General features: G+C 70.7%; 18 protein-coding genes. 8 read left to right on the top strand and 10 right to left on the bottom strand.

Translation table 11 applies throughout. The annotated features are described in order from the left end of the window. Positions 1-74: 74 nt before the first annotated feature. The 4 genes from ACZZZB_RS09690 to ACZZZB_RS09675 all read right to left on the bottom strand — a co-directional run bounded on the left by ACZZZB_RS09690 (position 75) and on the right by ACZZZB_RS09675 (position 4,075). Positions 75-1,145, bottom strand: a complete 1,071-nt coding sequence (locus ACZZZB_RS09690) for a LacI family DNA-binding transcriptional regulator (protein ID WP_463529559.1) — start codon at positions 1,143-1,145, stop codon at positions 75-77. Positions 1,146-1,231: 86 nt separating this feature from the next. Continuing rightward, the gene (locus ACZZZB_RS09685) at positions 1,232-2,116 is read right to left on the bottom strand and encodes a sugar phosphate isomerase/epimerase family protein (RefSeq protein ID WP_137242828.1); all 885 of its coding nucleotides are present in this window, start codon (positions 2,114-2,116) and stop codon (positions 1,232-1,234) included. Beyond that, positions 2,113-3,210, bottom strand: coding sequence for a Gfo/Idh/MocA family protein (locus ACZZZB_RS09680; protein ID WP_463529558.1), 1,098 nt, complete (start codon positions 3,208-3,210; stop codon positions 2,113-2,115). The genes ACZZZB_RS09685 and ACZZZB_RS09680 overlap by 4 nt, the downstream gene beginning before the upstream one ends. 52 nt (positions 3,211-3,262) lie before the next feature. Then, the gene (locus ACZZZB_RS09675) at positions 3,263-4,075 is read right to left on the bottom strand and encodes a sugar phosphate isomerase/epimerase family protein (RefSeq protein WP_463529557.1); all 813 of its coding nucleotides are present in this window, start codon (positions 4,073-4,075) and stop codon (positions 3,263-3,265) included. Positions 4,076-4,259: 184 nt separating this feature from the next. On the opposite strand from ACZZZB_RS09675, the gene uxaC reads away from it, so the two are divergent. From uxaC to ACZZZB_RS09655, 4 genes are all read left to right on the top strand, one after another. Then, on the top strand, positions 4,260-5,678 hold the full coding sequence (gene uxaC / locus ACZZZB_RS09670; protein ID WP_463529556.1) for a glucuronate isomerase: 1,419 nt from the start codon (positions 4,260-4,262) through the stop codon (positions 5,676-5,678). After that, a complete protein-coding gene (locus tag ACZZZB_RS09665) occupies positions 5,675-7,345 on the top strand; it encodes a mannitol dehydrogenase family protein (RefSeq protein ID WP_463529555.1) in 1,671 nt (556 codons plus the stop codon). Before uxaC ends, ACZZZB_RS09665 begins: the two co-directional genes overlap by 4 nt. Then, the gene (gene manD, locus ACZZZB_RS09660) at positions 7,342-8,580 is read left to right on the top strand and encodes a D-mannonate dehydratase ManD (RefSeq protein WP_086472608.1); all 1,239 of its coding nucleotides are present in this window, start codon (positions 7,342-7,344) and stop codon (positions 8,578-8,580) included. The genes ACZZZB_RS09665 and manD overlap by 4 nt, the downstream gene beginning before the upstream one ends. A 192-nt stretch (positions 8,581-8,772) precedes the next feature. Then, on the top strand, positions 8,773-10,509 hold the full coding sequence (locus tag ACZZZB_RS09655; protein ID WP_463529554.1) for a NosD domain-containing protein: 1,737 nt from the start codon (positions 8,773-8,775) through the stop codon (positions 10,507-10,509). A gap of 45 nt (positions 10,510-10,554) precedes the next feature. On the opposite strand, the gene ACZZZB_RS09650 is transcribed toward ACZZZB_RS09655, so the two are convergent. The 4 genes from ACZZZB_RS09650 to ACZZZB_RS09635 form a co-directional block, all read right to left on the bottom strand. After that, complete coding sequence (locus ACZZZB_RS09650) at positions 10,555-11,445, bottom strand: EamA family transporter (RefSeq protein ID WP_463529553.1); 891 nt, start codon at positions 11,443-11,445, stop codon at positions 10,555-10,557. Between the two features lie 239 nt (positions 11,446-11,684). Further along, positions 11,685-12,089 (bottom strand): RidA family protein, encoded by a 405-nt coding sequence (locus ACZZZB_RS09645; RefSeq protein WP_159876739.1) that lies wholly within the window; start codon positions 12,087-12,089, stop codon positions 11,685-11,687. 105 nt (positions 12,090-12,194) lie between these two features. Beyond that, on the bottom strand, positions 12,195-12,968 hold the full coding sequence (locus tag ACZZZB_RS09640; protein ID WP_463529552.1) for an IclR family transcriptional regulator: 774 nt from the start codon (positions 12,966-12,968) through the stop codon (positions 12,195-12,197). After that, positions 12,965-14,014 (bottom strand): sugar kinase, encoded by a 1,050-nt coding sequence (locus ACZZZB_RS09635; protein WP_463529551.1) that lies wholly within the window; start codon positions 14,012-14,014, stop codon positions 12,965-12,967. Before ACZZZB_RS09635 ends, ACZZZB_RS09640 begins: the two co-directional genes overlap by 4 nt. A 158-nt stretch (positions 14,015-14,172) precedes the next feature. On the opposite strand from ACZZZB_RS09635, the gene ACZZZB_RS09630 reads away from it, so the two are divergent. The 4 genes from ACZZZB_RS09630 to ACZZZB_RS09615 are packed head-to-tail and all read left to right on the top strand — an operon-like array spanning position 14,173 to position 19,307. Further along, positions 14,173-15,477 carry a type III PLP-dependent enzyme domain-containing protein gene (locus ACZZZB_RS09630; RefSeq protein WP_463529550.1) on the top strand — a complete coding sequence of 435 codons (1,305 nt, stop codon included), beginning with the start codon at positions 14,173-14,175 and terminating at the stop codon, positions 15,475-15,477. Between the two features lie 23 nt (positions 15,478-15,500). Then, positions 15,501-16,160, top strand: coding sequence for a bifunctional 4-hydroxy-2-oxoglutarate aldolase/2-dehydro-3-deoxy-phosphogluconate aldolase (locus ACZZZB_RS09625; RefSeq protein ID WP_463529549.1), 660 nt, complete (start codon positions 15,501-15,503; stop codon positions 16,158-16,160). Next, positions 16,157-17,797 carry an N-acyl-D-amino-acid deacylase family protein gene (locus ACZZZB_RS09620; protein WP_463529548.1) on the top strand — a complete coding sequence of 547 codons (1,641 nt, stop codon included), beginning with the start codon at positions 16,157-16,159 and terminating at the stop codon, positions 17,795-17,797. The genes ACZZZB_RS09625 and ACZZZB_RS09620 overlap by 4 nt, the downstream gene beginning before the upstream one ends. Positions 17,798-17,837: 40 nt before the next feature. After that, positions 17,838-19,307 (top strand): GntP family permease, encoded by a 1,470-nt coding sequence (locus ACZZZB_RS09615; protein WP_191940026.1) that lies wholly within the window; start codon positions 17,838-17,840, stop codon positions 19,305-19,307. Between the two features lie 199 nt (positions 19,308-19,506). Here ACZZZB_RS09615 and nucS read toward each other — a convergent pair whose 3' ends face one another. Both nucS and ACZZZB_RS09605 read right to left on the bottom strand, forming a co-directional pair. Then, complete coding sequence (nucS, locus tag ACZZZB_RS09610) at positions 19,507-20,202, bottom strand: endonuclease NucS (protein ID WP_064294112.1); 696 nt, start codon at positions 20,200-20,202, stop codon at positions 19,507-19,509. 257 nt (positions 20,203-20,459) lie between these two features. Then, a complete protein-coding gene (locus ACZZZB_RS09605) occupies positions 20,460-21,704 on the bottom strand; it encodes an MFS transporter (RefSeq protein WP_463529547.1) in 1,245 nt (414 codons plus the stop codon). Positions 21,705-21,715: the final 11 nt, after the last annotated feature.

The following is a 21,715-nucleotide window of genomic DNA, read 5'->3' as shown; positions in this document are numbered from 1 at the left end:
CTCCCGAGCCCATCCCGGGTCCCTGAGCCCACCCCGGTCCCTGAGCCTGTCGAAGGGCTGGGTGACGCCCCGCCTCAGTCCGTGGCCGGCGGCGGGGCGGTCGACTCGCGCATGATGAGCGTGGTCGCGAGGTCGGTGATGGTCGGGACCTCGGTGCCCCCGAGGTGCGCGAAGAGGGTCTGCACGGCGTAGGAACCGGAGGCGATGTGCGGGCTGCGGATCGAGGTGAGTGCCGGTGTCGTGAAGTCCGAGCCGAAGATGTCGTCGAAGCCGATGAGGCTCAGCTGGGTGGGCATCTCGACACCACGTGAGCGCAGCTCCAGCATGATGCCGATGGCCAGGAGGTCGTTGTAGGCGAGGACCGCGGTGGCACCCGTCTCGAGCACGGCCGTAGCCGCCGCCCTGCCCGCCGCCATGTCGGGCTGCGTCGACGGCACCCGCACCGTCTCGATGCCGCGTTCGGCGCACAGCTCCCGCGTCCGGCTCCACCGATGCCGCGACATCCAGGACCGACCGGGGCCGGAGACGAACGCGAGGCGGCGGTGTCCGAGGGCTGCGAGGTGGTCGATCGCCGCGGTGAGGCCGGGGTCGATGTCGGCGACGATGCTGTCGACGTCGTCGACCTGACGGTTGATCACGACGACGGGCTTCTCCTGGCCCAGCGCACGGACGTCGTCGGGCAGGAGCCTCGAGGTCGCGAGGATGAGACCGTCGACCGACGGCATGAGCCGCCTGGCGGTCAGCAGCTCCATCTCCGCCGATTCCTTGAACTCCGCGAGCACGAGCGTGTAGTTGCGTTCGGCGGCCTCGCGCTCCGCGCCGCGGACGACGTCGAAGAACATCGGGTTCGTGATGTCGGCGACGATGAGACCGAGCGTGCCGGTGCGCCCGGTGGGGAGCGCCCGGGCGGCGGGGTTCGCCACGTAGTTGAGCTGCTTCGCGGCGTCGTGGATCTTCTGCGCCGTCTTCTCGTTGATGCGGCCGGGGCGACTCAGCGCCCGCGACACGGTCGATGGGTTGACGCCGGCGAGCTGCGCGATGTCGTAGATCGTCGCGGCGCGTTTCGTCTTCACGACCCCGGCCGTGGGTTCGGGCGTCCCGGGCTCGGGAGCGACCATCTCGGCGGATGCGTCAGAGGTGCTCATGGGGCTCGCTCCTCTCGATCGCCGCCCTCGGCGACCTGAGCCATCGTACTGCCGCGGCCTCCGCGGGAGGGCTCAGGCCGGCCGGGTCAGCGGGTCGCGACATCGAGCGCGTGGTTGGCCCACTCGTACGACAGGCGGTGCGACTCGTAGACGCTCTCGACGCTCGGGAAGTCGACCTCGATCATGTAGTCGCCGTCGTAGTCCGCGGGCATCGCCGCGACGATCGCGTCGAAGTCGAGCACGCCGAGCCCGGGTTCCGCCCACAGCCGCTTCGTCTGCGACGTCTCGTGGTAGCTCAGCGCGCCGTCCGCCGCGCCGTCGAGGTGATCGGCGTAGACGTCCTTGATGTGGATGCCGCCGACGCGGTCGCGGTAGTCGGTGATCATGGCGACCGGGTCCGCTCCCGCCCAGCGGAGGTGTCCGGTGTCGGGCCCGAACCCGATGAGGTCCGGTCCGAGTGTGTCGAGCAGACTGCGGATCTCGTGCTCGGTCTCGAAGACACCACCGACGTGCGAATGGTGCAGGGGGCGGATCCCCTCGGCGAGCAGGACCTCGCAGGTCCGGCCGGCGTTCTCGATGGCCAGGTCGAGACGCTCCTGGGAGAAGTCGGCGCCGATCGCCGGCGCCGCCATGCGCGCCGGGATCGCCATCGAGGAGATCATCGTCCGGTCGAGTCCGAGGGAGGCCTGCGCCGCCCCGAACGTCTTCGCCGCCTCGAGGACCTCGGCAAGGACGACCGTCTCGTCGAACGCGCTGCTGAACAGGCTGAGCGATGGTGCGAGGCCGTAGCCGCCGATCCACGTGCGGTACTCGTCCGCGGTCATGCCCTCGGGGATGTCGGCCTTCACCGCGGTGAACCCGATGCGCTGGAAGTCGGCGAAGGCCTCCTCGAACACCTCGCGGGTCTTGCCTCGCGCACTCCAGTACGGGATGGGGTTCGCCGCCACCCGGTTCGTCCGCTGCGCGCTCATCGGGCCACCGCCGCAACGGCGTCGAGGCGGACCGGCTGGCCCGTGCGTGCGGACTCGTAGAGACCGGTGATGATCGAGATCGCCTGGCGGTTCTCGGCCAGCGTCACGCGGAGCGGCTCCTCACCGCGGATCGCGGCGAGGACGTTCCGGTACTGGTACAGGTGCGCGTCCGACATCTGTCCGGCGACGCTCGAGCCCGCCTGCGTCTCGTCGGCGAACTGCGCCGCCTGGTTCGTGTCCTTGCCCTCCGAGCCGAAGAAGGCCTCGGCGCGCTCCATCCCCGCGGGGGTGGAGTGGAAGTACGTCAGCTGGTCGTTCTCGATGACCGCGGAGCCGCGGTCACCGTGGACCTGCAGCCGCGCGACGAGGCCCGGGTAGACGGCCGTCGAGCCGTGGATGACGCCGAGTGCGCCGGATGCGAAGCGGACGACACCGACCGCGACGTCCTCGGTCTCGATGCGCTCGTGGGCGAGGAGCGCGGTGTAGCCGAAGACCTCGACGGGGCGTCCGAGGAGGGCGACCAGCAGGTCGACCGTGTGCACGCCCTGGTTCATGAGCGCGCCGCCGCCGTCGAGCGCCCACGTGCCGCGCCAGTCGCCGGAGTCGTAGTAGCTCTGCCCGCGCCACCAGTCGACCGATGCGATGCCCGAGGTGATGCGCCCGAGGTCTCCGCGCTCGGCGGCGGCGAGGACGATCTCCGTCGAGGGGTCGAAGCGGTGCTGGGAGATGACGGTCACGACGGTGCCGGCGCGCTCCTGGGCGGCGATGATGTCGTCCGTCCGCGAGACGGTGACGTCGGCCGGCTTCTCGATGATGACGTGCTTGCCGGCCTCGAGTGCCTCGATGGCGAGGTCGGCGTGTAGACCGGTGGGGGTGCAGACGACGACGATGTCGGGGTCGGTCTGCTCCAGCGCCTCCGCGAGGGTCGTGAACGCCCGTCCGCCGCGCTCGGCGACGAGGGCCTCCGCCTTCGCGAGCTCCGGGTCGGCGACGGCGACGAGTTCCAACTCGTCGCGCAGCTGGTCGATGACGATGCCGTGCTGCTTCGAGATGATGCCGGCGCCGGCGATGGCGATGCGGTGCGGTCGGGACATGCGGGGGTTCGCTCCAGTTCTGTGCGTGGGGTGGGTCGGTGTCCGTGCCGGCTCAGGCGAGCTGGCGGAGGTGCGTGAGGGCGGCTTCGAGCTCCGGTTCGAAGTCCTCGAAGAGGCACTCGACGGTGATGGGGCCGTCGTAGCCGCCGTCACGCAGGGCCGTGATGAACTCGGTGAGCGGCCAGTCGCCCTGGCCGGGCGGCCGTCGTCCGGCGTCGGCGATGTGGGCGTGTCCGATGCGGGCGCCGAGGGCCTGGACGACGGCGAGTGGCTCCTCCTCCAGCATGATGTGGAAGAGGTCGGCGACGACGGGCACGCGGTCGATCCCGAACTCATCGAGGAAGGCGACCGTCTCCTCGAGCGAGTTGAGCAGGTTCGTCTCGTCCCGGTTCAATGGCTCGAGGACGATCTGCAGTCCGTTCCGCTCCGCCGCGTCGCGCGTCTCGACGACGACCTCCGCGAACCGCGCGCGGGCGGCCGCGACGTCCACCCCGGCGGGGATGGTGCGCGCCGTCCCGCTTCCGAACACGATCTTCGCGCCGGGCTCCGAGACCGAACCGATGATCGGCATGACGGCGTCGAGGTACGCGGTGACGCGTTCCGCCGGGAAGCCGGGGTCGGCGAGTGACAGGTCGCCGGGGAACAGGATGGCGAACGAGCCGCGTCGGACGCTCGCGTCGTAGTCGGGATGGCGCGTCCACCCGGCTCCGTCGGCGACGACGAGGTTGCCGACGATGGTCGGTTCCGCGTAGTCGGCTCCGGACGCGAACGCACCGGGGATGCGTTCGGAGGGGACGATCACGCCGTACCCCGTGAGCGGGTGCCGCTGGGCGGTCGCGATGTCGATACGAACGCTGCTTGCCACTGCAATCTCCTGTGATAGCCGGGTCTGCTCCTCGCGTCGCTGACGCGTTCCAGTGGTCCTGGACCACGACGGTTCCGGGCGGAAGCGGGATCAGTCTCGCAGACGGTCGTCGTTCCGGCAAGCGATTGCCAGAAGGGTGTGGCAATCGGTTGACAGACCGCGCTCCCCCGGTTTCAATGGAGGCGTGCCAGTGACGCTGCAGAACGATCCAGACCGCCTCCTCCCCGCCGACCCGGGGACGCGCGATGTCGCCAGGGCGCTCTACCGCTCGGTCGAGGCCCTGCCGATCATCTCGCCGCACGGACATGTGGATCCGGCGATCCTCGTCGAGGACACCCCGTTCGCGAACGCCACCGAGCTGTTCCTCCGGCACGACCACTACGTCACCCGCCTGCTGCACGCCGCCGGGTTCTCCCTCGCGGACGTCGGCGTGCCCGACCTCGCGGAGGGTGGTGCCGTCGCCGCGCCGCGGGACGCCTGGCGACGGTTCTGCGAGCACTGGCACCTGTACGCCGGCACCGCCTCCGGGTACTGGCTGAGCTCGATCCTCGGTGAGCAGTTCGGCGTCACGGAGCAGCCGGACGGCGCGAACGCCGACCGGCTCTTCGACACGATCCACGAGGCGCTCCAAGCGTCGGCGTTCCGTCCGCGTGCGCTGTTCGACCGCTTCCGCATCGAGGTGCTCGCGACCACCGACGACCCGATGGACGACCTCGCCGCGCATGCCGCCCTCGCAGCGGACCCCACCTTCAGCGGGCGCGTCCTGCCGACCTTCCGGCCCGACGCGTACCTCGATCCGTCGAAGGCCGGGTGGGCGGAGCGAGTCGCTTCGCTCACCGCCTGGAATGGGACGCCGGAGGGCAGCTACCGTGGCTATCTCGAAGCGCTCGCCGGGCGCCGTCGCCACTTCATCGAGCACGGCGCGGTGTCGGCCGACCACGGTGTCCCGCAACCACTCACGCTCGAACTCGACGAGGCGGACGCCGCAGCGCTGTTCGACCGCGCGCTGTCGGGGACCGCCGATGAGGCCGATCTCGAGCGGTTCGCCGCGCACATGCTGTTCGAGAGCGCCCGGATGAGCGTCGAGGACGGCCTCGTCATGACGGTGCACCCCGGCGTCCACCGCAACCACCACGCGCCCACGCTCGCCCGCTTCGGGCCGGACACCGGGCACGACCTCCCGGTCCGCACCGGCTACGTCCGCCCCCTGCGTCCGCTGCTGGAGCGGTTCGGCACGGCTCCGGGGTTCCACCTCGTCCTCTTCAGCGTCGACGAGACGAGCTACTCGCGGGAGATCGCACCGCTCGCCGGGTTCTACCCGAGTGTCTTCATCGGCGCGCCGTGGTGGTTCCTCGACGCGCCCGACGCCGTCCTGCGCTTCCGCTCCGCTGTGACGGAGACGGCCGGGTTCTCGCGCGGATCGGGGTTCATCGACGACACCCGGGCGTTCCTCTCGATCCCCGCCCGACACGACATGTCCCGGCGCCTCGACGCGTCCTTCCTCGCGCGACTCGTGCGGGAGGGGCGCATCGACGAGGCGACGGCCGAACGCATCATCCTCGACCTCGTCGTCGACCAGCCGCGACGGGTGTTCAAGCTGTGAGCACCGTGGTGAACGCGGACAGTGCTGCCGGAGCCCCGGGGGAGGAGGCGGTCCCGCGTCTGTCCCGCGCGCGACTGCCCGAGTTCCCATCGGCGCCGGTCCGGATCGTCCACCTCGGACTCGGCGCCTTCCACCGCGCCCACCAGGCCTGGTACACCCAGCTCGTCGACCCCGATCACGAGTGGGGCATCGCCGCCTTCACGGGTCGGAGCCCGCAGGCCGCAGCCGATCTGGATGCCCAGGACTGCCTCTACACGGTGGTGGAGCGATCGGCGGACGGCGACTCGGCCACGATCGTCGGTTCGATCGTCGAGGCGCGGGACGGTGGCGACGTCGCACGGCTCCACGACCTCCTCGCCGCCGAGACGACGGCCATCGTCACGCTCACCGTCACCGAGTCCGGGTACCGGCTCGATGCCGAGGGGACGCCGGACACGTCGGATCCGGCGGTCGAGCACGACGTCGCCCTGCTGTCCGAGGCCTTCGCCGACCGGGCGGACCTCCGCGACGCCCGACCGACGACGACGCTCGGCAGACTGCTCCTCGGCCTCGAAGCCCGTCGTCGTGCCGGGGCCGGTCCGATCGCGATCGTGCCGTGCGACAACATCGCGGACGGCGGCCCGCTCGTCCGTCGAGCGATGCTCGCCCTCGCCGACCGGGTCCACCCGGAGACCGCTCGATGGATCGCCGACGAGGTCTCGTTCGTCTCGTCCTCGGTCGACCGCATCACGCCGCGTCCCACGGTGGCCGACGAAGCGACGGCCGCGACGCTCACCGGATTCGCCGATGCCGCTCCCGTCGTGACCGAGCCCTTCACCGACTGGGTGCTGAGCGGCGACTTCCCCGCCGGGCGGCCGGCGTGGGAGTCCGCGGGTGCCCGGTTCGTCGACGACCTCGAGCCCTACGAGCAGCGCAAACTGCGGCTGCTCAACGGTGCCCACAGCCTCCTCGCCTACGCGGGCCCGCTGCGCGGTCATGCGACGGTCGCCGAAGCGGTCGGCGACGAACAGTGCCGGGCCTGGGTCGAGGAGTACTGGGACGAGACGGAGCGCCACCTGCCGGAGGGCCTCGGGCTGACGGCGTATCGCACCGCACTCCTGGAGCGCTTCGACAACGCGCGCATCGAGCATCGACTGCAGCAGATCGCCCTCGAGGGCGTCACCAAACTGCGGGTGCGGATCGTGTCGACCCTCCTCGCGGAACGGGCCGCCGGTCGGCCGGGAACCGGGTCCCTGCGCGTGATCGCCGCATGGGTGGCGGCCGTCCAGGGCGACGACCGGCCGGGTGATGCGAGCGGTGCTGCCGTCGCCGAGGCACTCCGGTTCCAGGGTCGGGAGCGGACCGCGGCGCTCGTGCGCCTGATCGATCCCCGCCTCCTCGACTCGGAGCCGGATGACGGTTCCGCGCTCGTCACCGAGCTGGGGCGCCTGGTCGACGAGCTCGCTTCCCCGGTCCCTGAGCACCCTCTCGCGGTCCCTGAGCATCGTCTTCCGGTCCCTGAGCACCCTCTTCCGGTCCCTGAGCATCGTCTTCCGGTCCCTGAGCATCGTCTTCCGGTCCCTGAGCCTGTCGAAGGGCCCACCCCCCGGACGACTCCTCCCGGTCCGCCTGAGTCCGGAACCACCCGGCCACATCGGCCGCAACGCACGAAGGAGCAGTACCCATGAACATCGACAAGGCCGAGGTCATCGTCACGAGTCCGGACCGGAACTTCGTGACGTTGAAGCTCACGACCGACGACGGCCTGACGGGCTTGGGCGACGCGACGCTGAACGGGCGTGAGCTCGCGGTGGTGGCGTATCTGTCCGAGCACGTGGTGCCGCTGCTGCTCGGGCGGGATGCGTCGCGGATCGAGGACACCTGGCAGTTCCTCTACCGCTCGGCGTATTGGCGGCGTGGTCCGGTGACGATGGCGGCGATCGCGGCGGTCGACATGGCGCTGTGGGACATCAAGGGCAAGGCTGCGGGCATGCCGGTGTACCAGTTGCTGGGTGGGGCGTCGCGGACGGGGCTCCTCGCCTACGGGCACGCGTCGGGGAAGACGAACGAGGAGCTGTTCGACAGCGTGCGCGAGCACCAGGCGCAGGGCTACAAGGCGATCCGCATCCAGACGGCGGTGCCTGGGTTGAAGTCGATCTACGGCATCGCGTCGAACGCGACGTTCGAGGGCAACACCGGCGTCCGCTACGACCATGAGCCGGCGCAGCGCGGTGGCCTGCCGAACGAGGAGGACTGGGACACCCGGTCGTACCTGCGTCACCTGCCGACGGTGTTCGAGGCGGTGCGGAACGAGTTCGGTCCGGAGCTGCCGTTGCTGCACGACGGGCACCACCGGATGACGCCGATCCAGGCCGCGAAGCTCGGCAAGAGCCTCGAACCCTACGACCTGTTCTGGCTCGAGGACTGCACGCCGGCGGAGAACCCGGAGGCGTTGCGCCTCGTGCGGCAGCACACCACGACGCCGTTGGCGATCGGGGAGATCTTCAACACGGTGTGGGACTACCAGCAGATCATCCGGGAGCAGCTCATCGACTATGTCCGCAGCGCGGTCACGCACACCGGTGGGATCACGCATCTGAAGAAGGTCCTCGACTACGCCTCGCAGTACCAGATCAAGTCGGGCATGCACGGGCCGACGGACATCTCGCCGGTCGGGATGGCCGCCGCGATGCACCTCGGGCTGGCGATCCACAACTTCGGCATCCAGGAGTACATGAAGCACGGCGAGAAGACCGATGCCGTGTTCCAGCAGTCCTACACCTGGGAGAACGGCATGCTGCACCCGGGAGAAGCACCGGGGCTGGGTGTCGAGTTGGACGTCGACGAGGCGGGCAAGTACCCGTACCAGCGTGCCTACCTGCCCTACAACCGTCTCGCCGACGGCACCGTCCACGACTGGTGATCCCTGCGGCCAGCGCGGTGCGCTGACCCGACCGCGCCCCTGTGGCGTGAGTGCGCCCCTCCGGAGGCCCGCGCTCACGTCACAGGGGCGCACTCGTGTCACAACCTCGTCACCCAAGTACCTCTGGTATTTCAGGTTCCAGCGGGTTACCGTGGTGCGGTACGAGGACGCGCACGACAGTTCGGGGGGCAGATGACGAGCGACGACACCCAGCCACCGGACGTCCAGCCCGACCCCGCCCCATCGCCGACACCCGAGCCTCCCGCCCCGACCCCACCCGGCCCGGCATCCGACGCCCCGGAGGCGCCCACCGAGGCCGATCCGGCAGTGCCCGCGACGCAGGCGGCGTCCGACGGCACGATCGTCCTGGCCGGCGACGGCATCGATCCGACCGGAGCGACCGTGTCGACGACCGCGGTCCAGACGCTGTTGTCGGCGGCTCCGGACGGCAGCACGATCATCGTGCCGGGCGGCGCCGTCATCGCGCTCGACGCGACCCTCCTGCTCGACCGCCGGCTGGCATTGCGGGGGAGCGGCGAGCTGCGGTGGACGGCAGGCATCACGAACGCGCCGGCGATCCGCATCACCGCCCCGGGATCGACCGTGCGGGAGGTGCGTCTCACGAACCCGAACCACCTCGGTTCCGCCACGGGTGCGCGCAACATCGGCATCGACATCCGGACGAGCGACGTCATCGTCGACGGGGTGCGGATCGTGGGCTTCCAGAACGGTGTGGTGAACGAGCCCACCGGCGAGTTCGAGGGCGTCATCGTCACGAACTGCCACATCGTCGACATCGTGGGCGTGGGCGGTGGCCGCGGTTCGACCTCGAGGGCCGGCGAGGACCGCGGCGACGGCATCACCATCTGGGGTGCTCGTGCGCTCGTCTCCGGCAACGTCGTGAACGCGCTCGCCGGCACGGACGCGCGGATCGGCATTCACGCGGAAGGCCTGTCGGACTACGAGGTCGACCCGGGGCTCTACCCCGACGCGATGTTCTCGATCAACGACAACGTCGTCAGTGGTCCGTTCCGCCGCGGCATCGCATTGGAGGCGGTGTCGCACGCCACCGTGTCGGGGAACACCGTCACCGGGAACACCTGGTGGGGCATCGCCGCGATCGACACGCGCTCGACCGGGATCTCCAACAACACGGTGCGCTGGACGCGGGCGGCCGAGGACGACCAGGGGTCGGTCTGGGGCCCGTCGCGCGGGCCGATCATGGTCTACCGCAGCGCGGAGGCCACGGTGGTGGACGGCAATGTGTTGGAGATCCGTGGCGTCGCCTCAGCCGCCATCCGCCTGCAGGACGCCACCATGCCCTCGGGCGACACCACGACGCCCGTCGGTTCGACCGACACGGTGATCACCGACAACGTCGTCCGGCTCGCCGGCGGCACGTGTCCGAGCGGGGTGGTGTTGCAACGCGCGATCCGGCCGCTCGTCGTCGGCAACCGGCTCAGCGTGACCACGCCGAGCGGGACGGCAGGCGGCGTCGTCTCGTATCTCAGCAGCGACCTCGTCGTCGCCGACAACTCGCTCCTCGGCGCAGGTGAGGCCAGCGGGTACGGGGTGCAGCATCAGGGCGCCGGAGCCGTGCAGGTCACCGGCAACCGCGTGGAGGGGTTCCGGATCGGGCTCGCCGTCACCAATTCGACGGGCGGGGTGACCATCGTCGGCAACACGGTTCTCGCGTGCGCGACCGGGATCGACACGTACGGCTCGACCGGCCGCTCGATGGTCGCGGCCAACCGTGTCTCGGTCTCCGGCACCGCCCACATCAACGCACAGCCGGCGACGAGCTACGTCACGACCAGGCACATGGGTACGGCGCGCCCGGCCGGTGGCGGGTCCGGCGACCTGCTGGTGGGCAACGGCCTGCTCTGGGTGAACGACCAGGGCACCTGGCGCTCGGTGAAGGTCACCTGAGGCGGTCGTCGCGGTGGTCCGTGCCGGCGTCCGGGTGTCCGCTGGTCAGCCCGCGAGGAGGGCGACGCCGATCACGACGACGGTCGCCGCGGCGATCCGGCGCACGGGTCGGCCCTCGCGGAGCACGAGCGCGCCGAACAGGCTGACGAGGATGACGCTCACCTCGCGCATCGGCGCGACGAGCGCGACCGGTGCCATGGTGATGGCGACCAGCACGAGGATGTACGACATCGGCGAGAGCACCCCGAAAGCGAGGATGCGCGGCCAGTGCGCGCGCAGGACCGTCGGCAGCTCGCGTGCCCGGCGACCGAGCGAACCGGAGAACAGCACGATCTCGACCGCGGTGCAGCCGACCATGAACGCGGCGGGCGAAGCGCCCCACGTGCGGACGGCGTGCGCGTCCCAGATCGTGTAGGCCGCGATCGCGACCCCGGTGAGGAGTCCGAAGGCGACTGCAGGGTCGATGCGTCGTCGCGTTGCACGCACCTCGACGGCGACCGGTGACGGGTCGCTGCCGCGATCGACGAACCCGATCGCGACGACGCCGACGACGATCGCCGCGACGCCGAGGAGCGCGAGCAGCGACGGGCGCTCGCCGAGGACGAGGACCGCGATGATCACGCTGATCGTCGGGCCGGTGCCGCGCGCCGTGGCGTAGACGGTGGAGAGGCGTCCGCTGGCGTAGCCGCGTTGCAGCACGAGCATGTAGACGTAGTGCAGCACGGCGGAGACGACGACGCCGATGGCGAAGCCGGCGAGGTCGTCCGTACCGAGACCGCCGGTGAAGGGGACGACGATCGCCCACAGGACGGTGCTCGCCACGGCGCCCCACCAGAGGAAGGGCATGCCGATCCGGCTGACGCCGTGGGCGATGATGTTCCACGCCGCATGGCAGACTGCGGCGGCGAGGACGATGGTGACGGCGAGCAGAGACACGTGAGACCCTTCCGATCCTCGCGGGCGCGACGATCAGGGTCCTCCGGGCTTTTGTCCTGTCAGATGACGGTCGTCGGCTGGCCGCCGACCGTGGCGCCGCTCGGACCAGTCGAGCTGTCGCTCCGGAACCCTAGGCGCTATCGCGCACCACGCTACCAGCCTCCGGCGAGGCGTGTTCGTTCGCCCAGTTCTGGGCGAACGAACGCTCGGTCGCCCGAACTTGGGCGAATGGACGTGCGTCAGTCGACGATCGCGATGGCGTCGATCTCGACGAGCATCTCCTCGCGCGGGAGGCCCGTGAAGACCGTGGTGCGCGAGGGCAGGACGCCACCCTTCACACGCGAGCCGACGAATTCGCCGTAGGCGTCGTTCATGATCGCGAAGTCCTCGCGCTTGGTGAGGTAGACGCGCAGCATCATGACGTCGTCGAAGGTCGCGCCGCCGGCCGCGAGGATCGCCTCGACGTTCTGCAGCGTGCGGGTGGTCTGCGCGGCGACGTCGCCCGGGAACAGGTACTCGTTCGTCGCGGGGTCGACGGGGCCCTGGCCGGAGACCTGGACGAAGTTGCCCTTGCGGACGCCTTGGGAGAAGGTGTGCGCGGGAGCCGGGGCGTCGGTGGTGGAGATGGCGGTGCGGTCGGTCATGGGGGTGTGTCCTTCGGTTGGTGGCCCTTCGACAAGCTCAGGGACCGGATGGTGGGGCTCAGGGGCCGAGGTCGGCGGGGGCTCAGGGACGGGAGGGGCGGGAGGTCAGGCGGTCGCGGGGGCCTCGGCGGGCGCCGGCGGTGCGTAGCCGAGTTCGGCGGAGATCGCGGTCGTGGTGGCGAGGAGCTGCGGCAGGAGTGCGCGGACGCCGCTGTGGGGGAGCACCATCGTCGGGACCGAGATCGACACCGCCGCGGTGACCCGGCCGTCGGGCCCGAAGACCGGCGCGGCCACGCAGTTCATGAAGCTCTCGTGCTCCTCGTGGTCCTCGGCCCATCCGCGTTCGGTCGAACGCTCGATCTCGGCGAGCAGGGCGTCGGCGTCGGTGATGGTCTTGTCGGTGTACCGCTCGAAGACGATGCCGGTGACGACGCGTCGACGCTCCGCCTCGTCGAGTCCACCCAGGAGGACCTTCGCGACCCCGGTCGCGTACAGGGAGGCGGGCAGGCCGACACGCGAGTACATGCGGAGGGGCTGACGGGACTCGACCTTGTCGATGTAGAAGACGGAGCCGCCCTCGTAGGCGGCGAGGTGCACCGTCTGGCCCGTGGCCGCCCCGAGCGCCCGGATGTGCGGCGCGGCGACGCCGCGGACGTCCTGCTCGTCGAGCGCGGTCTGGGTCAGCTCGAACATCGCCCGCCCGAGGTGGTACCGGTACGACGCGTCGCGCGTGACGAAGCCGTGCTCCTCGAGGGTGTTGAGCAGACGCAGCACCGTGGTCTTGTGCACGCCGGCCGTCGCCGCGAGCGCGTCGAGGGAGTTGGTGCCCGAGACGATCTCGCGGAGGAGGTCGAGGGCGCGGGACAGGGACTGGCTCATGCGTCGACCATCTCGTTCGAGCCCACCGTCGTCCATGGCAGCGGGTGGTCGGCGGTGATGCGCCACGACGCCCACTCCTCATCGGTCGCCTCGACGATGGTCCTGACACCCTGCGCGTCGGGCACGAGCTCGGGGCGGTCGCCGTGGCAGATGAGCGTCGACGCCGCGACCGCGTGGCCGAGCCGCGTGCAGGCGGTGTCGGAGCGACCCGAGGCCAGCCCGGCGAGGTAGCCGGCGGCGAACGCGTCGCCCGCGCCGACGGTCTCGACGACGTCGACCGACAACGACCGTACTTCGATGCCCGCCTCGGAGCCGCGGTGGAGGGTGGTCGCTGCGTTCTCCTCGTCCTTGAGCACGATGCGCTGCAGGGTCGGCAGCTCGGCGAAGAGGCGGGCGGCGTCCGTGTGGCCGAAGAACAGCTCCGCTTCGTCGACGCCGAGGAACAGGACGGACGCCTGGTCGAGCAGGCGGTGCAGCGGGGCGGTCGAGCGACGCTCCCAGAGGCGCGGCCGGAAGTTGAGGTCGACGCTCAGGACGGTGTCGCGAGGGAGCGCGTCGCCCAGCTCGCCGACGAGCAGCGCCGTCGAGTCGGAGAGCGCCGGGGTGATGCCGGACGTGTGCACGATGGCGGAGGCGGTGATGGCCGCCCGGGTCGCCTCGTGCCGCAGGGTGTCGGCGCCGAGCTGCGACGCTGCGGACTCGCTGCGGTAGTAGTGCATCCGCGGCCGACGGTCGCCGTCGCCGCTCACGACCGTCTCCTTGACGTAGAGGCCGGTGGGCCGGTGGTCGTCGCGTTCGACGGCGTCGGTGAGGACGCCGTCGTGCCGGGCCGTCTCGAGGATGTAGTCGCCGAACCCGTCGTCGCCGAGGCGCGAGATCCAGTGGGTGGGGACGCCCAGACGCGCGAGGCTCGAGGCGACGTTGAACTCGGCGCCCCCGACGCCCGTCCGGTATTCGCGGGCTTCGGCGACCGGGAGCTGGTTCTCGGGCAGGAGGACGACCATCGCTTCGCCGATCGTGCTCACGGTGGACGGTGACATCGTCATCACGGTTCCCCTCGCGTCTCGGCCGGGTCCGGTTGACGGCCTGTGGACGCAATGCTAGAACAGACGTAGCGCCGGATGCAATGTACGTTGCAAGATGCGCAACGCTAGGCGCTCACGACGTCGGCGGGTGCAGCGCTCGATCGCGAAACGAGGAGACGATGACGGACGACTTCGATGCCGGCGCGCTGGGCGTGCTCGACGGCAGCCTCAAGGGCTTCCCGCCGGTGTCCGTCGGGACCGACGCCGCCACGTTCCTCGCCGGTCGACCGGCGCTCGCCGACTTCACGACGCCGCTCGTCACGCTCGACCGCTCGGCGGTCACCGACAACGTCGAGACCATGCGGCAGTGGTGCGACCACGCTGGGGTGGGCCTCGCACCGCACGGCAAGACGACGATGAACCGAGCCCTGTGGCAGCGTCAGCTCGACGCGGGTGCCTGGGGCATCACCGTCGCGACCCCGTGGCAGCTCGCCGTCGCGCTCGACTGGTCGATCCCCCGCGTGATGTTGGCCAACGCCCTCGTGCAGCCCGAACACCTGCGCGCCGTCGGACGGTCCCTCGACAGCGGGGACGCCGAGATCGTCGTGTGGGCCGACTCCGTCCGAGCCGTGCGGATCATGTCGCGCGTGCTCGCCGAGCAGCCACCCCGTCGGCCCCTCCACGTACTCGTGGAACTCGGTGCGCCGGGCGGCCGCACCGGAGCCCGAGACCACGCCACCGCGCTCGAGATCGCCGAGGCCGTCGTCGCCTCGCCCGAGCTCGCGCTCGCCGGCGTCAGCGGCTACGAGGGGGCCCTCGCGCACCACGGCGACGACGGTTCGCTGCAGATCGTCCGCGACTACCTGGAGTCGCTCGCCACTCTCCATGACGCGCTCCTCGCAGGCGGCCGGTACGACGAACGTGTCCGGACGCTCATCGTGACCGCCGGGGGCAGCGCCTACTTCGACGTGGTCGCCGAGGTCCTCGCCGGACTGCGCGACCTCGACGGTGCTCACGGACGCGCCGTCGACGTGCTGCTGCGCTCCGGCGCATACGTCACCCACGACGACGGCTTCTACCGCGGCATCACCCCGCTCGGCCGCCACGAGGGCACCGGCGACTTCCGCTCCGCGATCCACGGCTGGGCGACGATCGTCTCCCGCCCCGAGCCCGGCCTCGCGCTCGTCGACGGCGGGAAGCGCGACTTCCCGTTCGACGAGGGGCTCCCCGAGGTGCAGGGCGTCCGTCGCGCCGGGTCCGCCACCGTCGAACCGCTCCCGGGTGCGACGACCACCGCCATGAACGACCAGCACACCTTCGTCTCCCTGCCGCCCGGCAGCGACGTCGAGGTCGGCGACGTCATCCGCCTGGGCCTCTCCCACCCGTGCACCACCTTCGACAAGTGGCGTGCCCTCGTGGTCATCGACGACGTCCGTCTCGCCGAACCGAGCGCCGTCGACGCCGTCACCACCACCTTCGGCTGAGCCGAACCGAACAGGAGCCCCGCATGACGCTCGAGACCCCTCCCTCCACGCCGCACGCGCTCGACGCTCTGTACGCCGACCGCGCCATCGCCGTCGTCCGCGTGCCCGTCATCCCCGACCCGGTCGAACTCTGCCGGGCGCTCGCCGCGGGCGGGATCCGCAGTGTGGAGTTCACCTTCACCACGCCGGGCGTCGAAGCGCTCATCCGCGCCGCGGCCGACGCGATCGGCGACCACGGGGCCGTGATCGGCGCGGGGACGGTCGTGGACCGCGACACCGCGCAGCGCGCCGTCGACAGCGGTGCGCAGTTCCTGGTCACGCCCGGTCTGAGCGAGGAGGTGGCCGAGGTCGCCACCAGCGCCGGCATCCCGTTCCTGCTCGGTGCGATGACGCCGAGCGAGGTCATGCGCGCCGCGTCGCTCGGTTCCCACGCGGTGAAGATCTTCCCGGCCGCCGCCATGGGGCCCGGCTTCCTCAAGGACCTCAAGGGCCCGTTCCCGGGTCTCCGGCTCGTGCCCTCGGGCGGACTGCACGCCGGCAACGCCCGGGAGTACATCCAGGCCGGCGCAGCCGCCGTGACCGCGGGGTCGAGTGTGGTCGGTGCGGCCGACGTCGCCGCGGCCGACTGGGCCGGGGTCACCGAGCGTGCGACCGCCTTCACCTCGGCGGCCCTCCTGCCGTGACGTCGCGACCGGCGGACGATGCGCGCACGGTGGTCATCCGCGGCGCTCGCATCGTCGACGGCACCGGCGGACCGAGCGTGCACGGGTCGCTGCTCATCGGCCGGGGCCGCATCATCGCGATCGGAGCGTCCGCCGAGGCGGACGCGCCCGCCGACGCCCTGATCGTCGACGCCGAGGGTCTCGTCGCCTCACCTGGCTTCATCGACATGCACGCCCACTCCGACCTCGCCGTCCTCCGCGACCACGAGCACCTCGCCAAGGTCTCGCAGGGCGTCACCACGGAGGTCCTCGGACAGGACGGGCTCTCCTACGCCCCGACGGACGACCGCACCATGGCCATCGTCCGGCAGCAGATCGCCGGCTGGAACGGGCAACCCGGCGACGTCGACTTCGCGTGGCGGACCGTCGGCGAGTACCTCGACCGGGTCGACCGCGGAGCCGCGCTGAACGTCGCCTACCTCGTGCCGCAGGGCTCCATCCGGATGCTCGTGGTCGGTACCGAGAACCGCCGGGCGACCGCTGACGAGATCGCTCGCATGCAGGAGCTCGTCGCGGCGGGTCTGCGGGAGGGGGCCGTCGGCATGTCCTCCGGGCTCACCTACGTGCCCGGCATGTTCGCCGACACCGAGGAGCTCGTCGCGCTGTGCCGCACCGTCGCGGAGCACGGCGGCTTCTACGCACCGCACCAGCGCTCGTACGGCAAGGGCGCACTCGAGGCGTACGCGGAGATGATCGACGTCAGCCGCCGGTCCGGGTGCGCGCTGCACCTCACGCACGCGACGATGAACTTCGGCGTCAACGCCGGCCGGGCCGCCGAACTCGTGGCGCTCATCGACGCCGCCATCGCCGACGGCGTCGACATCACGCTCGACACCTATCCCTACCTCCCCGGTTCGACGACCCTGTCGGCATTGCTGCCGAGCTGGGCGGCGGTCGGCGGGCCGGACGCGACGATCGAGCGCCTGGGCGACGACGACGTCCGTGCGCGGATCCGATACGAGCTCGAGGTGCTCGGCACCGACGGCTGTCACGGTGTCGTCACCGACTGGGCCACCGTCGAGATCTCCGGCGTCGCGAACCCCGAGCTCGCCGGCTTCGTCGGCCGGACCGTCGCCGACATCGCCGCCGAGGATGCGGGACGCGCGTGGTCGGGCGACCCGACGGCCCTGTTCTTCGCGCTGCTGGAAGCCGACCGGCTCGCGACCGGCATCCTCCAGCACGTCGGCGACGAGGCCAACGTGCGCACGATGATGGTGCACCCGGCCCACACGGGCGGGAGCGACGGGATCCTCATCGGCGCGAAGCCACACCCACGCGCCTGGGGCACGTTCCCGCGCTACCTCGGCCACTACGTCCGCGAAGAAGGGGTGCTCGGGCTGGAGGACGCCGTCGCGCACCTCACCTCGCGACCGGCCGCGCGACTCGGACTCAGCGACCGCGGCGTGCTCCGCGTCGGAGCCGTCGCCGACCTCGTCCTCTTCGACCCCGCGACCATCGCCGACCGCGCGACCTTCGCCGAGCCCCGGCAGCAGGCCGCGGGCATCCCGTGGGTCTTCGTGAACGGTGCCGCCGTCATCGCCGACGGTCGACGCACCGACGCCGTCCCCGGTCGTTCGCTCCGCCGCCGCCCGGCCTGATCGCTTCCCCTTCCTCACCGCCGACACAGAAGGTCCTCCCATGTCCATCACCGCCCTCGCGCGCAGCGTCGCCGCCGCCGCACCAGCCCCGAGCGATCCCATCGGGTGGCTGCAGCAGACCACCCCCGGCCTGCTCATCCTCTGCGCCGTCGCCATCGCGGTGCTGCTGTTCCTCATCATCCGGGTGAAGCTCGAACCGTTCATCTCGCTCTTCATCGTCGGCATCGGCCTGGCGCTCGCGACGGGGACGAGCATCTACCAGATCGTCGGCGTGGCCGTGCCGGACCCCTTCGACGACGAGCAGATCAAGCCGGGAGCGTCGCTCCTCGAGACCGGCTTCGGCGGGATCCTCGGGCACATCACGATCATCATCGGTCTCGGCACCGTGCTCGGCGCGATCCTGGAGCGCTCCGGTGGTGCTGACGTGCTCATCCGGAAACTGCTCGGCCGCTTCGGAGAGCGCGGCGCTCCGATTGCGATGGGACTGACCGGGCTCATCTTCGGCATCCCCGTGTTCTTCGACGTCGGCATCTTCGTCCTCGCGCCCCTCGTCTACATCACCGCGCGTCGCGGCGGGAAGTCGCTCGTGCTCTACGCGCTCCCGATGCTCGCCGGCCTCTCGATGACGCACGCATTCCTGCCGCCGCACCCGGGCCCGACGGCGCTCGCCGGCACCTTCGAGGTCGGGCTCGGCTGGCTCATCCTGATGGGCTTCCTCTGCGGCATCCCCGCCTTCATCGCGTCGGGCATCGCCTGGCCGCTCTGGATCGGGAAGCGCGTCATGGTCTCGGTTCCTGAGGAGTACGTGCTGGAGCCCGAGGACGACGCTCCCGAGCGCAAGGACGTCTCGCTCTGGAGCGTCGGTCTCATCATCATCACGCCGATCCTGCTGATCCTCGCCGCCACCTTCGGTGCCCTCGCCCTGCCGAACGGCCCGGTCCTCGAAGCGTTGACGCTCATCGGCAACCCGGCGGTCGCGCTCACGATCGCCGTCTGCCTCGCGTACTACGTGCTGGGGGTGCGGCGCGGCATGACGCTCGCCGAGCTGGGCGAGCTTTCCGGTCAGTCGCTCCGGCCGATCGGCATGATCCTGCTCGTCGTCGGTGCGGGTGCGTTCTTCGGCGCGGTCATCTCAGCGACGGGTGTGGGTGCGGCACTGGCCGAGGTGCTCGGTTCGCTCGGCCTGCCGATCATCGTGTCGGCGTACCTCATCAGCTCCGGCCTCCGCATCGCGCAGGGCTCGGCGACCGCGGCGATCGTCATCACGGCGGGGATCCTCCAGCCGGTCGTGCTTGCGGGTGACTACTCGCAGCCGCAGCTGGCGCTCATCGGCATCGCGATCGCGGCGGGTTCGATCACGCTCTCGCACGTCAACGACGGTGGGTTCTGGATCATCGCGAAGTACTTCAACATGTCGGTGAAGCAGACGCTCGCGACCTGGACCGTGCTCGAGACGATCCTCTCGGTCGTCGGCTTCGGGATGGTCGCCCTCATCTGGCTGTTCGTCTAGTCCGAGTCGTGACCGTCGGTCCAGTGCCTTTCTCAGGAGTGTCCGGGCGTGTCTGTGCCTGGTGAAGCCGGCGCGCCGGAGGACTCCTGAGAAAGGTCACTGAGCGGTAGGTGGTGCCTTTCTCAGGAGTGTCCGGGCGTGTCGGTGCTTGGCGAAGCCGACGCGCCGGAGGACTCCTGAGAAAGGGACCCAGTCGACGTCAGAAGAGGCGGGAGTCGCTGTCGTCGAGGCCGCGCATCGCGTCATAGTCGAGGACGACGCAGCGGATCCCGCGGTCCTGGGCGAGGGTGCGCGCCTGCGGCTTGATCTCCTGAGCGGCGAACACGCCCTGCACGGGGGCGAGGAGCGGGTCGCGGTTCATGAGTTCGAGGTAGCGGGTGAGCTGCTCGACGCCGTCGATGTCGCCGCGGCGCTTCAGCTCGACCGCGACGGACGCCCCGGTGGCGTCGGTGGCAAGGATGTCGACCGGGCCGATCGCGGTCATGTACTCGCGGCGGATGAGTCGGTAGCCGTCGCCGAGGAGCTCGATCTGCTCGGCGAGGAGCTTCTGCAGGTGCGCCTCGACCCCGTCCTTCTGGAGGCCCGGGTCGACGCCGAGCTCGTGCGCGCTGTCGTGGTGGACCTCGTGGATCGACACGATGAGGGCGTCGCCGGTCTTCTTGTGCGTGACCTTCCACAGCTCGGTGATCCCGGCCGCGGCCTGCGTCTCGTCGGGCTCGACCGTCGTGAGCACGCAGGGCGGGCTCATCCAGTTCAGCGGCTTGTAGGAGCCGCCGTCGGAGTGGACGAGCAGGCTGCCGTCGTTCTTCACCATGAGCAGCCGCTTGGCGAGCGGCAAGTGAGCCGACAACCGTCCGGCATAGTCGACCGAGCACTCCGCAATCACCAAACGCACGACGACGAGCCTACCCTCCGGACGTGGGCGCCCGACGCAGCCGGCGTCCGACGGCTGCGCACATCTCCTGCTGCCGTCAGCACGACTCCGCTCACAACTCCTGCTGGTGCCTCTTCCGGCGAGTCATGAGCCCGGAGTTCTCGGGTCGTCGGATCGCGGGAGATGCGAGGAGCAGGAGTTGCGAACCGGGCGCGGGCGACGGGCAGACCGTCGGCAGGAGCTGTGCACCCTCGCCAGGTGGGGCGAACGAACTGCGCTCAGCGCTTGCGGCGGCTGCTCTCGCGGGCGGCCGGCGACGCCAGGCCGGCGAACACGATGAGTACGAGCACGACGAACAGGGCGTTCAGCAGGCCGATGGCGTCGCCGAGGATGCCGATGAGCGGCGGACCGACGAGGAACGCGCAGTAGCCGATCATCGCGACGGCACTCACCCGTGCCGCAGCGCGCTTGGAGTCATCGGCCGCGGCGGACATGCCCACCGGGAACCCGAGCGAGGCCCCGAGGCCCCACAGCACGGTTCCGAGGACCATGAGGCCGGTGACCGGCGTGAGGATGAACAGGACGAGTCCGGCGATCGCCGCGGCGGCCGACACCTGCAGCACCGGCACCCGGCCGAAGCGGTCGATGAGCGGCCCGCCGACGATGCGACCGACGGTCATCGCGGTGACGAACACGCCGTAGACGAGCGCGCCGGTCGTGTTGCTCTGCTCATGGCCGTCGACCACGGCGAGTGCGAGCCAGTCGTTGGCGCTGCCCTCGGCGAACGCCATGCCGAGCATGATGACGCCGATGAGGATGAGGCGGCCGTCCGCCCAGACCGAGAGGCTCTCGCGGAGACGGTCCTGCCACGGCGCCTTCGGTGCGTCGTCGAGTTCGTCGGCGACGACCTGCTCGGCGGGGACGAAGCGCACGGCGACGACGGCGACGATCGCGATGACGACCGCCATGACGAGCGCGTGCCAGAAGACCTCGAGGCCGGCTGCGGACGCGAGTGCGCCGAGCCCTGCTCCGGCGACCGTGCCGAAGCTGAAGCACGCGTGCATCAGCGGCATCACCGTCTTGCCGAGCTCCTGCTCGGCCGCGGCGCCCTCGACGTTCATCATGACGTCGAGCGCTCCGTTCCCGAAGCCGAAGATGATGAGCCCGACGAGGACGATGCCCTCGAGTGGCACGAGGCTCGCGCCGACCCCGATGAGGAGCAAGCCGGTCGCGACGAGCCCGAGCGTGAGCTGCATGCCGTGTCGCGGGCCGAGACGCGCGAGGAGGTGCTGGGAGGCGACGAGGCCGAGGATCGATCCGATCGACATGCCGAGGATGAGCAGCCCGACGGCGCCGGTGGTCAGCTCGAGGTTGTCGCGGATGGCAGGGATGCGCGCCACCCACGTCGCGATGCTGAGGCCGCTCAGGGCGAAGATCACGAAGATCGCGTTGCGCCAGGCGAGGAGCTCGCGGCGTGGGCGCAGGGCGACGGGTGCGGTCGGCGGGTTGGTCGGCTCTGACACAGGGTCCTCGG

The organism is Plantibacter sp. AC185 (assembly GCF_979258065.1).
This window is presented reverse-complemented; position numbering and strand designations above follow the sequence as displayed.

Excerpts from the sequence above, each read along its gene's own strand:
- ACZZZB_RS09645 (WP_159876739.1), bottom strand. The coding sequence starts at position 12,089 with ATGACCGACCGCACCGCCATCTCCACCACCGACGCCCCGGCTCCCGCG.
- ACZZZB_RS09630 (WP_463529550.1), top strand. The coding sequence starts at position 14,173 with ATGACGGACGACTTCGATGCCGGCGCGCTGGGCGTGCTCGACGGCAGC.
- ACZZZB_RS09635 (WP_463529551.1), bottom strand. The coding sequence starts at position 14,014 with ATGACGATGTCACCGTCCACCGTGAGCACGATCGGCGAAGCGATGGTC.
- ACZZZB_RS09625 (WP_463529549.1), top strand. The coding sequence starts at position 15,501 with ATGACGCTCGAGACCCCTCCCTCCACGCCGCACGCGCTCGACGCTCTG.
- ACZZZB_RS09685 (WP_137242828.1), bottom strand. The coding sequence starts at position 2,116 with ATGAGCGCGCAGCGGACGAACCGGGTGGCGGCGAACCCCATCCCGTAC.
- ACZZZB_RS09655 (WP_463529554.1), top strand. The coding sequence starts at position 8,773 with ATGACGAGCGACGACACCCAGCCACCGGACGTCCAGCCCGACCCCGCC.
- ACZZZB_RS09615 (WP_191940026.1), top strand. The coding sequence starts at position 17,838 with ATGTCCATCACCGCCCTCGCGCGCAGCGTCGCCGCCGCCGCACCAGCC.
- ACZZZB_RS09640 (WP_463529552.1), bottom strand. The coding sequence starts at position 12,968 with ATGAGCCAGTCCCTGTCCCGCGCCCTCGACCTCCTCCGCGAGATCGTC.
- ACZZZB_RS09690 (WP_463529559.1), bottom strand. The coding sequence starts at position 1,145 with ATGAGCACCTCTGACGCATCCGCCGAGATGGTCGCTCCCGAGCCCGGG.
- ACZZZB_RS09680 (WP_463529558.1), bottom strand. The coding sequence starts at position 3,210 with ATGTCCCGACCGCACCGCATCGCCATCGCCGGCGCCGGCATCATCTCG.
- manD (WP_086472608.1), top strand. The coding sequence starts at position 7,342 with ATGAACATCGACAAGGCCGAGGTCATCGTCACGAGTCCGGACCGGAAC.